Source organism: Candidatus Oleimmundimicrobium sp., from assembly GCF_030651595.1.
Taxonomy (GTDB): Bacteria; Actinomycetota; Aquicultoria; order UBA3085; family Oleimmundimicrobiaceae; genus JAUSCH01.
The window spans coordinates 13,276-27,285 of record NZ_JAUSCH010000030.1; the positions used below are offsets into that span (position 1 = coordinate 13,276).

Annotated in this window: 12 protein-coding genes; all 12 read right to left on the reverse strand. The window is 38.3% G+C overall.

Translation table 11 applies throughout. The annotated features are described in order from the left end of the window. Positions 1–4: 4 nt before the first annotated feature. Positions 5–2,662 carry a preprotein translocase subunit SecA gene (secA, locus tag Q7U95_RS02220; protein ID WP_308751641.1) on the reverse strand — a complete coding sequence of 886 codons (2,658 nt, stop codon included), beginning with the start codon at positions 2,660–2,662 and terminating at the stop codon, positions 5–7. 373 nt (positions 2,663–3,035) lie between these two features. Further along, the gene (gpmI, locus tag Q7U95_RS02225) at positions 3,036–4,595 is read right to left on the reverse strand and encodes a 2,3-bisphosphoglycerate-independent phosphoglycerate mutase (protein ID WP_308751642.1); all 1,560 of its coding nucleotides are present in this window, start codon (positions 4,593–4,595) and stop codon (positions 3,036–3,038) included. 12 nt (positions 4,596–4,607) lie between these two features. Continuing rightward, positions 4,608–5,369, reverse strand: a complete 762-nt coding sequence (gene tpiA / locus Q7U95_RS02230; protein WP_308751643.1) for a triose-phosphate isomerase — start codon at positions 5,367–5,369, stop codon at positions 4,608–4,610. A 45-nt stretch (positions 5,370–5,414) separates the two neighbouring features. Further along, positions 5,415–6,602: a phosphoglycerate kinase gene (locus Q7U95_RS02235; protein ID WP_308751644.1), complete on the reverse strand. Its 1,188-nt coding sequence runs from the start codon at positions 6,600–6,602 to the stop codon at positions 5,415–5,417. A 43-nt stretch (positions 6,603–6,645) separates the two neighbouring features. Next, positions 6,646–7,644: a type I glyceraldehyde-3-phosphate dehydrogenase gene (gene gap, locus Q7U95_RS02240; RefSeq protein WP_308751645.1), complete on the reverse strand. Its 999-nt coding sequence runs from the start codon at positions 7,642–7,644 to the stop codon at positions 6,646–6,648. A gap of 38 nt (positions 7,645–7,682) precedes the next feature. Next, positions 7,683–8,615 (reverse strand): DNA-binding protein WhiA, encoded by a 933-nt coding sequence (whiA, locus tag Q7U95_RS02245; protein WP_308751646.1) that lies wholly within the window; start codon positions 8,613–8,615, stop codon positions 7,683–7,685. A 57-nt stretch (positions 8,616–8,672) separates the two neighbouring features. Continuing rightward, positions 8,673–9,617, reverse strand: coding sequence for a YvcK family protein (locus Q7U95_RS02250; RefSeq protein WP_308751647.1), 945 nt, complete (start codon positions 9,615–9,617; stop codon positions 8,673–8,675). Beyond that, a complete protein-coding gene (gene rapZ, locus Q7U95_RS02255; protein ID WP_308751648.1) occupies positions 9,614–10,492 on the reverse strand; it encodes an RNase adapter RapZ in 879 nt (292 codons plus the stop codon). Before rapZ ends, Q7U95_RS02250 begins: the two co-directional genes overlap by 4 nt. A 40-nt stretch (positions 10,493–10,532) precedes the next feature. Next, positions 10,533–10,886: a phage holin family protein gene (locus Q7U95_RS02260; protein WP_308751649.1), complete on the reverse strand. Its 354-nt coding sequence runs from the start codon at positions 10,884–10,886 to the stop codon at positions 10,533–10,535. 306 nt (positions 10,887–11,192) lie between these two features. Further along, positions 11,193–11,723, reverse strand: coding sequence for a methylated-DNA--[protein]-cysteine S-methyltransferase (locus Q7U95_RS02265; RefSeq protein ID WP_308751650.1), 531 nt, complete (start codon positions 11,721–11,723; stop codon positions 11,193–11,195). A gap of 246 nt (positions 11,724–11,969) precedes the next feature. Further along, positions 11,970–12,662, reverse strand: coding sequence for a cytochrome c biogenesis protein CcdA (locus Q7U95_RS02270; protein WP_308751651.1), 693 nt, complete (start codon positions 12,660–12,662; stop codon positions 11,970–11,972). Positions 12,663–13,308: 646 nt separating this feature from the next. Next, positions 13,309–14,010, reverse strand: a 702-nt coding sequence (hisG, locus tag Q7U95_RS02275) for an ATP phosphoribosyltransferase (RefSeq protein WP_308751652.1), incomplete at its 5' end; no start/stop codon positions are given.

The following is a 14,010-nucleotide window of genomic DNA, read 5'->3' on the forward strand; positions in this document are numbered from 1 at the left end:
TTTTTTATTTGCCACAACATTTTTTATATTTTTTTCCACTTCCACAGGAGCACGGATCATTTCTCCCAATCTTTTTACCCATTTTTACCGGCTTTTTTGTTTCAACTGCTTGGCTGGGTAAAGTTTTTGAATCGGCCGTGTGGTGAGGTTCTTTTACAACATGAGCATGGAAAATGTATTTGACAAAATCCTCTTTTATCCCATGCATAGTATCTTCCCATTTTATAAACGCCTCACGCTTAAATTCCACAAGAGGATCTCTCTGGCCTATAGCTCTAAGCCCTATTCCTCCTTTAAGATAATCTATATCAGAAAGTTGTCTCCTCCATCTGCGGTCAACCACTTGAAGCATAATATGACGCTCCAATTCACGCAATATATCTTGACCTAATTCTTTCTCTTTTTCTTGATATACCTGTTTCGCCGAATCAAATAACTTTTGATGCAACTCTTCCTGTTTTAATGAGTGTAAATCTAAATCTTCCTTGCCCCATGAAAGAGGAATTATCTGAGAAATATCATAAAAGAAGCCGTCTAAATTCCATTGTTCGGGATAAGTATTCTTGTTGGTATGAATTTCTACAATCCCTTTAATTACATCTTCAATAATGTCTAATACTTGTTCGTGAAAGTTTTCTCCTTTAAGACAACGTTTTCTTTGTTCATAAATAATCTCACGTTGTATGTTCATTACATCGTCATACTCCAAAACATGTTTTCTTATATTAAAGTTTTGGGATTCGACTTCACGCTGAGCTCTCTCCACGGATTTAGATATCATCGAGTGCTCAATTGGCATATCATCAGGCAGGCCCAATCTCTGCATTATGCCTCCGATTCTATCCCCACCAAAGAGTCTCATGAGATTATCTTCTAAAGAAATATAAAACTGAGAGGAACCAGGATCACCTTGTCTTCCTGAACGACCTCTTAGTTGGTTGTCGATTCTCCTGGATTCATGACGCTCAGTACCGATTACATGAAGCCCGCCGGCGTTCTTCACTTCCTCGGCCTCTTTAGGATTGGGAGGATTGCCACCCAAAACAATATCGGTACCCCTGCCGGCCATATTTGTGGCTATTGTCACCGCTCCTTTTCTGCCCGCCTGAGCCACGATATGCGCTTCTCGTTCGTGATATTTGGCATTTAAAACTTCGTGTTCTATTCCTCTTCTTCTAAGCATTTTGTTTAACCGTTCGGATTTTTCAACAGAGATTGTGCCAACGAGAACAGGTTGCCCTTTTTTGGAACATTCAATTATATCCTCAACAATGGCCTGAAATTTTGCTTCTTCTGTTTTATAGATAACATCCGGTGCGATTTTTCTTATAAGTGGTTTATTGGTGGGTATTATCACCGTTTCTAATTTATAAATATGAATAAATTCGTCTGCTTCAGTTGCCGCAGTTCCGGTCATGCCCGCAAGCTTCTCATACATTCTAAAATAATTTTGTAAAGTGATGGTAGCCAACGTTTGATTTTCCTGTCTTATATGAACGCCTTCTTTCGCTTCAATTGCTTCATGGAGACCCTCGCTATATCTTCTCCCGGGCATAAGACGGCCGGTAAAATCATCAACTATTACTACCTGGCCATCTTTTACGAGATAATCCACATCTTTCTTAAAGAGCGAATGAGCCTTCATGCTTTGCTTGTAACGACTCTGCCATTCAAGCATTTCCACACCGTAAGCTGACTGTTCCGGATCACTTAAATCATCAACACTAACATCGAGAGCTCTGGCTATTTTCGAATCTCCCCGAGGCGTTATCTTTAAAGTATTTTCTTTCTCGTTAGCGATAAAATCATAGTTTTCCTCGTTATAATTGAGCTCCTCGACATCCTTGCTCTCTTCTGCAATTGTCAACCATTTCATGCGACGGACATCCTGCTCAACTTTTTTACATATACTGCTTCTATCTTCCGCAGGCCCCGATATTATAAGAGGAGTTCTTGCTTCATCAATAAGAATGCTATCTACCTCATCGATGATGGCATAATTATGATCCCGCTGAGATACCTGCTCAAGACTTAAAGCCATATTATCTCGAAGATAGTCAAAACCAAATTCATTGTTAGTACCATACGTAACATCCGCCATATATGCTTCACGTCTGTTTATTGGGCGAAGATGTTGTAGACTCTCGTCTTCAACTTCATAATTTGGGTCATAAATATAGGCGGTATCATGCTGTATTATGCTTGTTGATAATCCTAGAAAATGATAGATAGGGCCCATCCACTGCGCGTCACGCTTTGCGAGATAGTCATTTACCGTAACAACATGAACCCCCTTTTCTTCAAGGGTATTAAGATAAACGGGCAGCGTTGCCACTAAAGTTTTTCCTTCACCCGTTGCCATTTCAGTAATTTTCCCTTCGTAAAGAACTACTCCACCCATAATTTGCACATCAAAATGACGCATTTTTAATTTGCGCTTGGCAACCTCTCTGACTACAGCAAAAGCTTCGGGCAGAATATCATCCAAACTCTCCCCTGCGCCAAGTCGTCTTTTAAATTCATCTGTTTTTTTTCTTAATTCTTCATCAGAAAGAGCACTAATTTTTGGCTCTAAATCATTAACTTTTTGAACCTTTTCCTGCAATTTTCTTAATTTTTTACCTTCACCTGCACTAAGAACTTTTCCTAATAAATTAAACACTTTTCACCTCTTACTTAAATAATATAAATTTTTAAACAACTTATGTATTTTATCACGCGAAGGAAGGGTAGTCGATGGTTATCAGCTACCAGCACTCAGCTTCCAGTTGCCAGCCGTCAGCCTCCAGGAAAACCATTAGCCTCTAGCCTTTAGTAAAATCAAAAGAACTTTTTATTGATTTTGATTTTTAAAATCCGGGTGGGTCGTTTGTAGGCAGTCTCCTGAACAACCATTATTTTGAAGCCGCTATGATTAAAAATGAGATTGCCACGCTCTGCTCGCAATGACTTCGTTCTTTCTCTTCATTGCAAAAAATTTAACTGTAGTAATGCTATGAGATTTCTTCACCTCGCAATGACAGAGAAGCAAGAACCTATTTCACAATCAAACTCTTACCTATCATCTCAACTGGCTGGGAAATTTCCAATATCTCAAGCATAGTTGGAGCAATATCAGCAAGTATTCCGCTATTCCTTAAAGAAACTTTTTTATCTGTCACATAAATTAACGGCACCGGATTGGTAGTGTGAGCCGTGAATACCCCGCCCGTATCTTCATCTATCATCTTATCCGCATTTCCGTGATCGGCAGTAATAAGACACTCTCCACCTTTTGAACAAATATGCTCAACAACTTTACAGATACATTTATCAACTACTTCAACAGCTTTTACCGCCGCCTCAAAAACACCCGTATGACCAACCATATCAGGATTTGCATAATTTAAGATAATTACGTCAAAAATATCTTTATTGATTTCTTTAATTACCGCATCTGTTACCTCATAAGCACTCATTTCCGGCTTTAAATCGTAGGTGGCCACTTTTGGGGATGGTATCAATACACGTTCCTCGCCATTTTTGGGTTTTTCTTCTCCTCCATTAAAAAAGAATGTAACGTGGGCATATTTTTCCGTTTCCGCTATGTGAAGCTGTTTTAAGCCTTGCTGAGCTAAAACATCTGACAAAGTATTGTTCAACTTAAGTGGAGGAAAGGCAGCAGGTGCATCGAAGCTTGCGTCATATTCAGTCATACAAACAAAGAAAACTCTTGGCGGATTTTTACCCTTGTCAAACTCCCTAAAATCCGGCTCGATAAAAGCGCGAGTAATTTGTCTGGTTCTGTCTGAGCGAAAATTAAAAAAGATAACAGAATCATTATCTTTCACAAGACCAGATGCAAGGTCGAGGGACGACTGAATTACCGTAGGCTTTACAAATTCGTCAACTACGCCTTGCTCGTAAGATTGCTTAACTGCTTCTTCAGGGGTTTGAGCAATCTTACCCTTTCCGTAAACCATCGCGTCATAGGCAAGTTTTGTCCTGTCCCACCTTCTGTCTCTATCCATACCGTAGTACCGTCCGGAAATGGACGCAATTCTTCCTATCCCAATTTCTGAAATTTTATCTTCAAGCTCCTTTATATATTTTAAGGCGCTTTGGGGAGGCACGTCTCGTCCATCTAAAAAAAGATGTAAAAAACCATTCTCTAAACCCTTTTTTTTCATTAATTCAAGCAAAGCATAAATGTGAGTGTTGTGGCTATGAACTCCCCCGTCTGATAAAAGACCCATCAAATGAAGAGAAGATGAATTTTTCTTTACATTATTTATAGCTGCTAAAAAAACATCATTGGAAAAAAATGTTTTATCTTTTATAGCGCGACTTATCCGAGTATAGTCTTGATATACAACTCTTCCTGCTCCTATGTTAAGATGACCGACTTCTGAGTTACCCATTTGCCCTTCGGGCAAGCCCACGTCTTCACCGGAGGCTTCAAGAGTAGTATGAGAATAATGCGATAAATATCCATCCATGTTTGGTGTTCTTGCAACTGCAATCGCATTTCCTTTTACAGGTTTACCGATACCCCAACCATCAAGAATTATCAAAGCTAAAGGCTTCGGCCGAGATTTTGTAGAATTTTTCTTCATATTATCTATGCCTCAACATTTATATTTCACAATTTTTGCGAAATTTTCCGCGTTGAGACTTGCTCCTCCAACCAACGCGCCATCAATGTCCGGTTCATCCATAAGTTCAGCAATATTCCCGGGCTTAACACTGCCCCCGTAGAGGATACGAGTTATCAATGCAATTTCCGGATTATATAAAGAACCAACCAAAGCTCTTATAGTCCTTATAACATCGTTAGCTTGCTCCGGGGTAGCCGTAAGTCCTGTGCCAATTGCCCATACGGGTTCATATGCAATAATTACGTTTTCCATCTCTTCGGGTGATATATCAGCCAAACCTTCAAAAATCTGTTCTTTAATGATATCAAACGTTTCTTCTTCTTCTCTTTCATCTAAAGTTTCTCCGACGCAAAGAATTGGCTTCATGTCATGAGCGAGAACCGCTTTTAATTTTTTATTTACCATCTCATTAGTCTCTTCAAATGTATGCCGACGCTCCGAATGGCCAACAATCACGTAGTCCACCCTCAAGTCCTTCAACATCACCGGAGAAATCTCACCGGTAAAAGCCCCTTCTTTTTCCCAATAAACATTTTGAGCACCTAACCCAATGTTAAGTTTATCTACTTCAATTACAGTTGAAACACTCTTTAATGCAATATAAGGCGGGCAAACAACTACATCAACATCCTTTATATCATTCACCAATTCAGCTAAATCTTGCACAAGAAAAACAGCCTGTCCCGCTGTTTTGTGCATCTTCCAGTTCCCGGCAATCATTGGTTTTCGCATTTTTAAACTCCTCCAGTCTCGGCTTTTTAGATTATTTAATTTCTGCTATTTATCAAGCAAAGCTTCCGCTCCGGGGAGTGGAGTTCCTTCTAAAAACTTTAAAGAAGCTCCTCCGCCAGTTGAAATAAAAGAAACCCTATTTTCAAGACCATATTTTCTCAAAGCAGCATCCGAATCTCCCCCACCCACAATTGTTGTAGCTTGAGAGTTAGCAATGGCAGTGGCAATAGCTTTCGTCCCTTGAGAAAATTGTTCTATCTCAAAAACTCCCATCGGACCATTCCAAAAGATGGTTTTAGCTTTACTCAATATATCTTCATAAGTCCTTATGGTTTTTGGTCCAATATCTAATCCCATCAATTTATCCGGGATATTCTCTACAGGAACAATTTTATATTCAGCATCCTCAGCAATTGTCTTAGCAACGACAACATCAACCGGCAATAATAAACCCACGCCATTTTCCTTGGCCTTCTTAAGCATCTTTAAAGAATGTTCTGTCTCGTCATTTTGACAAATCGAGCCGCCGATATTTGCCCCTTTAGCTTTCAAAAAGGTGAAACACATGCCTCCACCGGTGAGAATAACATCAACTATATCTAAAAACTTTTCGATTACTTTAATTTTGTCTGAAACTTTATTCCCCCCAAGAACTGCGACAAAGGGTTTATCCGGATTTTTAAAAAGTTTGCTTAATTCATTAATTTCTTTTTCTAATAAAAATCCTCCGTAAGCCGGGAGATAATTTGTAATGCCAACTGTTGACGCGTGATTTCTGTGAGCTGTTCCAAAAGCATCATTTACATAAATATCAGCAAGTAATGCTAATTGTTTGGCAAATTCAGGATCATTTTTCTTTTCTCCGGGATTAAAACGAACGTTCTCGAGCAACAAAACGTCACCAGTTTTAAGCCGGCTTACTGCAGCTTTAACTTCATCAGTAACGGTTTTATCCACCTTTTGAACTTGTTTCCCTAAAAGATTCGAAAGACACCGGGCAACAGGGTCCATCCTCACAGCATCATCAACTTTTCCATCGGGCCTTCCCAGGTGTGATATTAAAATTATTTTAGCTTCTCTTTCAACTAAATAATTTATCGTCGGCAAAACCGCCCTTATCCGGGTACTATCAGCAACTTCTCTTTCCTTGGTAAGAGGAACGTTAAAATCGACCCTTACTAACACTCGTTTTCCCGTTACGTCAACATCACGAATTGTCTTCTTGCTAAACATGAAACCCCCATCATGGTTTTAAATTTTTAGCGCCGCGTTCTTTCTAACTTGTAATATATTTAACTAAATCAACCAATCTACAAGAATAGCCCATCTCGTTATCATACCAAGAAATAACTTTTACTGTTTTACCGTTTGCCATTGTTGAAAGTCCATCAACAGTAGAAGAGTAAGGGTTTCCAATTATGTCAACCGAAACTATAGGATCCTCTGTGTAATCTAAAATGCCCTCAAACCTACCCGTATCAGCTGCATTTTTTAACACTTCATTTACTTCCTTAGCCGTTACTTCTTTCTCAAGCTCAACAACTAAATCGACTAAAGAACCATCTGGAACAGGAACTCTTACTGCCATTCCGTCCAATTTGCCCTTAAGTTCCGGTATAACTTCTCCAATAGCTTTTGCTGCTCCCGTGCTAGTTGGTATCATAGATAAAGCAGCTGCTCTCGACCGCCGCAAATCTTTATGAACTAAATCAAGAATCTTTTGGTCATTGGTATAAGCATGAATAGTAGTCATAAAACCTTTAACTATTCCGAAATTATCTAAAAGAACTTTAGCAACAGGCCCCAAACAATTTGTGGTACATGAAGCATTGGAAATTATATGGTGATTGTTTGGATCGTATTTATCTTCATTCACGCCCAACACTATGGTAATATCGGGATTTTTTGCGGGAGCGCTGATAATAACTTTCTTTGCCCCTGCAGATAAATGTTTTGACGCACCATCCCTGTCTCTAAATATCCCCGTAGACTCGATTACAACATCGACTCCCAGTTTTCCCCAAGGGAGAGCCGCGGGATCTCTTTCGGATAGCACTTTTATCTTTTTACCATCAACAACCATAACATCATCAATAGCTTCAACCTCAGCATCAAAAATTCCAAATACTGAATCATAAGTAAGCAAATGGGCCAGTATTTTTGTGTCAGCTAAATCATTAACAGCCACAATTTCAATATCTTCATCGCCAAATGCATCTCTAAATACATTTCTCCCTATCCTTCCGAAACCATTAATACCAACTTTAACGCTCATCAGAAAACCTCCTCTTAGTAGATACTTATATATATGTTTTATTTCCCCAACTTTTTAGCTAATTTTTTTATACGCCTTATTCGACTATAAACCGCGGACTTGCTAAGTGGCGGCTCACATGACTCACCCAACTCTCTAAGGTTAGCTTGCGGAAATAGAAGCCTTTTGCGTGCAATCTCATTAAGTGCAAGGGGCAAGCGCGATAAACCCACCTCCTCATCTAAAAAAGCTATATCTTCAAGTTGTAAAAGAGCAGCTTTAACTGTTTTATCCAAATTGGCAGTATCACAGTTTACCAAACGGTTAACCTCATTGCGCATATCTTTTACTATTCTTAAGTCTTCAAGATTTAAAAGCGTCTGATGAGCCCCCACAATGGCCAAAAGATTTACAATCCCTTGCCCTTCTTTTATATAAATAACATAGTTTTTCTTTCGAAAACTAAGCTTTGCATTAAGCTCAAACCTTTTAAACAACGAAAGCAAATCGTAAGCAAGCTGCTCATTGTCTGTATTAAGCTCAAAATGATACCCTTTTATAGGGTCGCTCATCGATCCACCGCCCAAGAAAGCACCGCGTAAATATGAGACGGCGCAACAATCTTTTCTTACAATTCTCGGAATAATTCCGGAATTTATAATCATTTTATCATCTAAAATTCCCAATTCATTCAACGCCTGATTTAAACTGGGTTGAGATGGAACATAAACAACATAATTATTCATTTTTCGAAGATAAGAACGTCTAACCACCACTTCGTGCTCAAGAGCAAATAGCTCAGATAACAATCTTACTGTTTCACGAGCTACAGCCGCATTTTCTGTGGAAGTATGAATTGCAAACTTGCCCTTACCTAAGATGTGAAAAGAACCATCTAATTTAAGAAGAGCTGATAATTCAGCTTTTTTGCAACAATCGTTTATTAAACGAACTCTCGTCAATTCATTTTTAATCTGCGCCGAAAAAGACATAACAAAAACCTCAAACCATCACTTATTTATATGTCAAATCATTGCACATATTGTTTTCTATATCAGAGCTCTTAATACTTGGCTCAATTTATAAGAGTCATGGTGCCCAACAAAAGAAGTGTCTGCAACATCTTCAAGCAAAGGTTTTGTTCCAAGCTCGAAAACACGCTTTTCATCTATTTTAACTGGTGCTAATTCATGTTCAATTAGACCATCAAAATTAGAATTTATAACCATTGTATTCACAAAGTTTTTTGAAACATGGCGCGAAACAGCTTCTAAGTGGTCTGCTGCAGAATAGTTGTCAGTTTCACCCGGCTGTGTTGTTATATTGCAAATAAAAACCTTCATAGCTTTTGAATTAAACAAAGCGTCTTTAATTCCTTTAACCAATAAATTTGGAATAATACTGGTAAAAAGACTACCAGGACCTAGAATAATTTGATCGGCGGCCTCTATGGCTTTAACCGCCTCCGGATAAGCTTCTGCCTCCTCGGGTTTGATTCGAACATTCTTTATACCGCCCCAATTTTTGGGTTCAGTTATTCTTGATTGACCTTCTATAAGGCCACCATTTTTAGTTTTAGCAAACAAAACAATATCTTCTGTTGATGAAGGTAAAACTCTCCCTTCAATCTTCAGAAGATTGCCTGATTCACGTATAGCTTCAACAAAATCACCTTTCATATCAGTCAAGGCAGCTAAAATTAAATTGCCTAAACTGTGACCCGCGAGTTCTCCTTTTTTAAAACGATACTGAAAAATATCGCCCACAATCGAATTAGAATTTGAAAGCGCCATTAAACAATTCCGTATATCTCCCGGAGGAAGAATGCCAAGCTCTTTCCGAATTCTACCCGAACTTCCCCCATCATCCGCAACGGTTACTATAGCCGTAATATCATTAGCATAAATTTTAAGGCTCTTAAGGATATTAGGAAGACCCGTGCCTCCTCCAATTGCCACTACAGATATTCCCTTTTCTTTTTTCGAACAAATCATTCTGCTTCAAAATCCCTTCCAATGTCTCTGTGCCTAAGAGTGACATTGTAGTTTTTTTCCTCCAAGAAATTTTTTGTCTTTTCAGCCAGCGTTACCGAACGGTGAGTTCCGCCCGTGCAACCCAAGGCAATAACTAAATGAGTCTTACCTTCGGCTATGTAATAAGGCATTACAAATGCCAAAAGACTAAAAAACTTTTTCATGAAAACCTTAGTTTCCTTGCGGTTTAAAATAAAATCTTTTACCGCTTTTTCTTGGCCGGTATGAGATCTAAGTTCATCAATATAATGGGGATTCGGTAAAAATCTCACATCAAAAACTAAGTCCGCGTCTAACGGTACCCCATACTTATAGCCAAAAGAAATTACCGTAGTTAGGATGCCTTTTTTCTTTCCCTTCCCAAGAAAAGACGAGCGAATTTTATCCTTTAATTCATGCGCTTCAATATTTGTAGTATTTATAACCATATCAGCCCGGCCTTTTAAACCTTCAAGGATGTTTTTTTCTCGTTCAATCCCATCAATAATCTGACCACTCAAAGAAAGAGGATGACGCCGGCGAGTCTTTTTAAAACGTTTTATGATTTCCTCGTTTGAGGCCTCTAAAAAGAGTATCTGATAATTTATTCCTTTAGTTTTCAATTCCTTTAAGGCAGCGGAAAGAGTGTCAAAAAACTTTCCGCCACGAACATCTATGACCAAGGCGACTTTATCTATTTTGCTACCCGGCAATGAACAAAGTTCAACCATCTTCATAATTAAACTTGGAGGCAAATTATCTATGCAAAAATATCCCATATCTTCAAAACAGCGAATCGCTTCAGATTTTCCCGCGCCCGATAAACCTGTGATAATAGTAAACTCCAAATCTTTCATCAAATATCTCCCTTTAACTTCAATTGACTTTGAGATAATACTAACTGATTGCCTTAGATGCAATAGCACTCACAACACTGATTAAAAAAGCTCCAAGAAACGCCGAGAAGAAATCCATTATTTGAAAGCCCGGAATAACCCAAGCAACAATTACAAGCATGAAAGCATTTATTACAAATGTAAACAACCCCAAGGTAAGAATATTTATTGGTAAAGTTAATGTCTTTAAAATAGGACCAAGCACTGCATTTACAACACCAAGGATAAATGCCGCAATTAAAGCCGTTAAAAATCCTTCAAAAGTTAAACCTTCAGAAATAACTATTCCCGGTAAAATATAAGCAACTGCTAAAATTGTTAAAGCCATAATAATCAATCTTGTAAGAAATTTCATAATTCCCCTTTCAGCAAATAGTTAATCTGTTTAATTAAAAATTAAAATATAAAAATGCCGTGCCCGCCGGCAGGCAGGTCGTTCGCAATGACCAATTCATCTCTCGCTTCTCGTCTCCATGCTTTCCGCTCTAAACTCCATGCTCTAAGCTCTATGCTCTCCGCTTTTAACTATCCACTATCAGCTTTGTTGACTTTTGACTTCCCCTTTTACCCTATACCCTCACTTTTTCTCTACTCATATTTTGTTTTTCCTGAAGACTGGCGACTGGTAGCTGAAAGCTGAATTCCTTTTCACTTTAAACTTTTAATTCTCGATTCTCAACCCTTCCAGCTTAAGTAGTTTCCTTTTCCAACCTTCTTTTCCACTCCATCCTCCAATTTTTCCATCATTTTTAACTATCCTGTGGCATGGAATTACTATAGGAATAGGATTTTTTGCCAAGACATTTCCAACTGCCCGATATGCCCCGGATTTATCAATCTTATCAGCCACCCATTTATAGCTCCTTAACTCACCGTATGGAATAGAAGATACAGTATTATAAACTTTCCTTTCAAATTCCGAAAACCCTCTTAAATCCAACACATAATTAAATTTAATTTTTTGTCCCTCAAAATAATTTAGTAAAGACCGAATTAAACAATTTTTCTCATTGGAAAAACCAACAACTTTACATTTAGAAAAACCGGAAAATTTCTTGCGGAATTCAAGTTCAAACTCTTCTTTTTTAGAGTAAGGAAGAATGAGATTAGTCAATCCCTTATCGCTAAATACCAGGGCACCCCTACCTTGCAAAACTTCATAATAAACAAGTGAAAAGTTATGCGATTTCATAAAGCTCCCAACCATTATGAAAATAATCAAAGACTTTTTGCACCATGTTGACCGACAAAACTTCTTTAATTTTGAAAATAAGAGTGTGCCTTTTTCTTTAAAGAATGTGCCTCACTAATATAAATGAGGTAATTTTTTGTATTTTTAAAAAGGTAAACGCCGGGCTTATCAAGTATAATTTTTAGCTATTTTTTGAAAGTAACTGAAAAGCTCATTTTTATAAAATTATAATACAGCAAAGCATGTTCAAACTCTTGGAATTAATAAAGAAAGCTTGTTTAAAATGAGCAAAATGCCAAACACTATTAAAATTCCACCACTTGCAATCTTTATATAAGGAAACGCTCCTTTAATCCTCTTAAAGAATTTTAAAAACTGATTTATACTCAAACCCACAATTAAAAACGGCAATCCAAAACCTAGCGAGTATGTAGCCAGAAGCAGCATTCCGGAATAAACCGAATCCGAGACGCTTGCCACAAGGAGAACAGAGCCCAAAATGGGCCCCACGCATGGTGTCCAGCCAATGGCGAAAGCCATACCCATAATAAAAGGCCCGATAAAACTGCTTCTCTTCTTCATTTGTGCTCTTTTTTCTTGCTCCAAAAACCTTATTTTAATTAGACCGATTAGATGAAGACCGAATACGCTTATTGCAATTCCGGCAATTATCATAAGGATTCGACGATAAGTTTGAAGAAATCCGCCGATAACACTGGCAGTAGCTCCCATTAAAGTAAAGACAAAAGTAAAACCCAAAACGAAAAGCAAGACACGAACAAATATGAACCCAAAACTTGTGCCATTTTTCTCAGTTAAAGCCTGAAAAGATATGCCCGTTATATAAGATATATAACCAGGGATAAGGGGAAGAACACACGGAGAGAAAAAAGTTAAAACACCCGCAAAAAATGCCGGTAAGAGAGAGACTGATTTCATCGACTTCACCCCTTTTTTATAAAATTATAACATCAGACCTTACTGAAAAATCTAAATTTCTTAAAATAACGATTTGAATTTAAAATAATCATAGAAAATTTTTTAATGGGCAAAGGATAGTTAAAATATTGAAAAACCTGACCCTACTCTCTCAGCTATGACTGTCTTCTTCTGAGATTGCCACGCTCCCCTTGCCGTGCCTGCCGGCAGGCACGGCAATTTCCAATTCTTCTACACCCGTTGCCCTTTACTTTTTACCTTTTTATCAATCTCTACCTAATCTCTCTACTTAATTTTTACTGAGTGCTGATATTGAAATTCATTGAAATTTGCTGTAATACAATTGTAATTTATAGTAATTCATTGTAATTTCCACTTAATCTCCACTTAATTTCTATTTAATTTCTATTTAATCCTTACTTTACCCTTTACCCTATACCTATCAGTCGAAAGTCTCTTAGTGAAGAGTTGGTAGTTTGTTGGCCAGATTGCTGTTTTTACCATACTCCATACTCTATATTCCATCAGCCCATCAGTCGATAGTCTCTTAGTCGGGAGTTGGGAGTTTGTTTGTTTTTGCTCTCACTTTCTGCCATAAGCCATAAGCTATTCGCCATCTGGCCCTCCAGAGGCGGGCAGGCATCTACTACCTAACAATCTTCGCGATATCAATCTCTAAAATATCTTCCGCTCCACGCTCTTTAAGCTCAGGAATTAGTATATTTACACCAGCTTTATCTACAACGGTCGTAACTTCTAAATAGTCCGAGTTGTAAAGTTGATTTACGGTCGGTCTCTTCATGGCGGGCAAAGCTTCAATAACACCCTCTAAATTATCTTTGGAAACATTCATACTCAGCAAAACTCTGCCCCTGGCCTCTAAAACACCTAGAAGAAGGATTCTAATTTCCTCTATGGCCTTTCTTTTTTCCTTGTTTTCCCAGGAATCTTTGTTTGCTATAAGCTTCGTACTGGACTCCATAATCGTACCAATTATCTTCAGTTGATTTCTGCGCAATGTTTCTCCTGTTTCCGTTAAATCCACAATGACATCCATAATTTCGGGTATCTTTGCTTCGGTTGCTCCGTATGAGTAGTAAACCTTAACGGGGATACCAAGCTTATCAAAATATTTTTTAGTGATGTTGGGAAATTCCGTTGTTACCCGGCTCCCGGTTGGAATATCCTCCGGCTTTTCAATTGAAGAATTGTCCGGTACGGCAATAACCATCCTCATTTTGCCGGTCCCCGTTTTGGCATAGGGCATATCGGCAATCTCAACAACATCCGCTCCTGATTCCACGATGCAATCTTTCCCCGATATTCCTAAATCAAAATAGCCCTCTTC

Bases quoted from the DNA above. Each gene is read 5' to 3' on its own strand.
- rapZ (WP_308751648.1), bottom strand. From the start codon at position 10,492: ATGAAAGATTTGGAGTTTACTATTATCACAGGTTTATCGGGCGCGGGA.
- Q7U95_RS02265 (WP_308751650.1), bottom strand. From the start codon at position 11,723: ATGAAATCGCATAACTTTTCACTTGTTTATTATGAAGTTTTGCAAGGT.
- Q7U95_RS02260 (WP_308751649.1), bottom strand. From the start codon at position 10,886: ATGAAATTTCTTACAAGATTGATTATTATGGCTTTAACAATTTTAGCA.
- whiA (WP_308751646.1), bottom strand. From the start codon at position 8,615: ATGTCTTTTTCGGCGCAGATTAAAAATGAATTGACGAGAGTTCGTTTA.
- gpmI (WP_308751642.1), bottom strand. From the start codon at position 4,595: ATGAAGAAAAATTCTACAAAATCTCGGCCGAAGCCTTTAGCTTTGATA.
- tpiA (WP_308751643.1), bottom strand. From the start codon at position 5,369: ATGCGAAAACCAATGATTGCCGGGAACTGGAAGATGCACAAAACAGCG.
- gap (WP_308751645.1), bottom strand. From the start codon at position 7,644: ATGAGCGTTAAAGTTGGTATTAATGGTTTCGGAAGGATAGGGAGAAAT.
- Q7U95_RS02235 (WP_308751644.1), bottom strand. From the start codon at position 6,602: ATGTTTAGCAAGAAGACAATTCGTGATGTTGACGTAACGGGAAAACGA.
- Q7U95_RS02270 (WP_308751651.1), bottom strand. From the start codon at position 12,662: ATGAAATCAGTCTCTCTCTTACCGGCATTTTTTGCGGGTGTTTTAACT.
- Q7U95_RS02250 (WP_308751647.1), bottom strand. From the start codon at position 9,617: ATGATTTGTTCGAAAAAAGAAAAGGGAATATCTGTAGTGGCAATTGGA.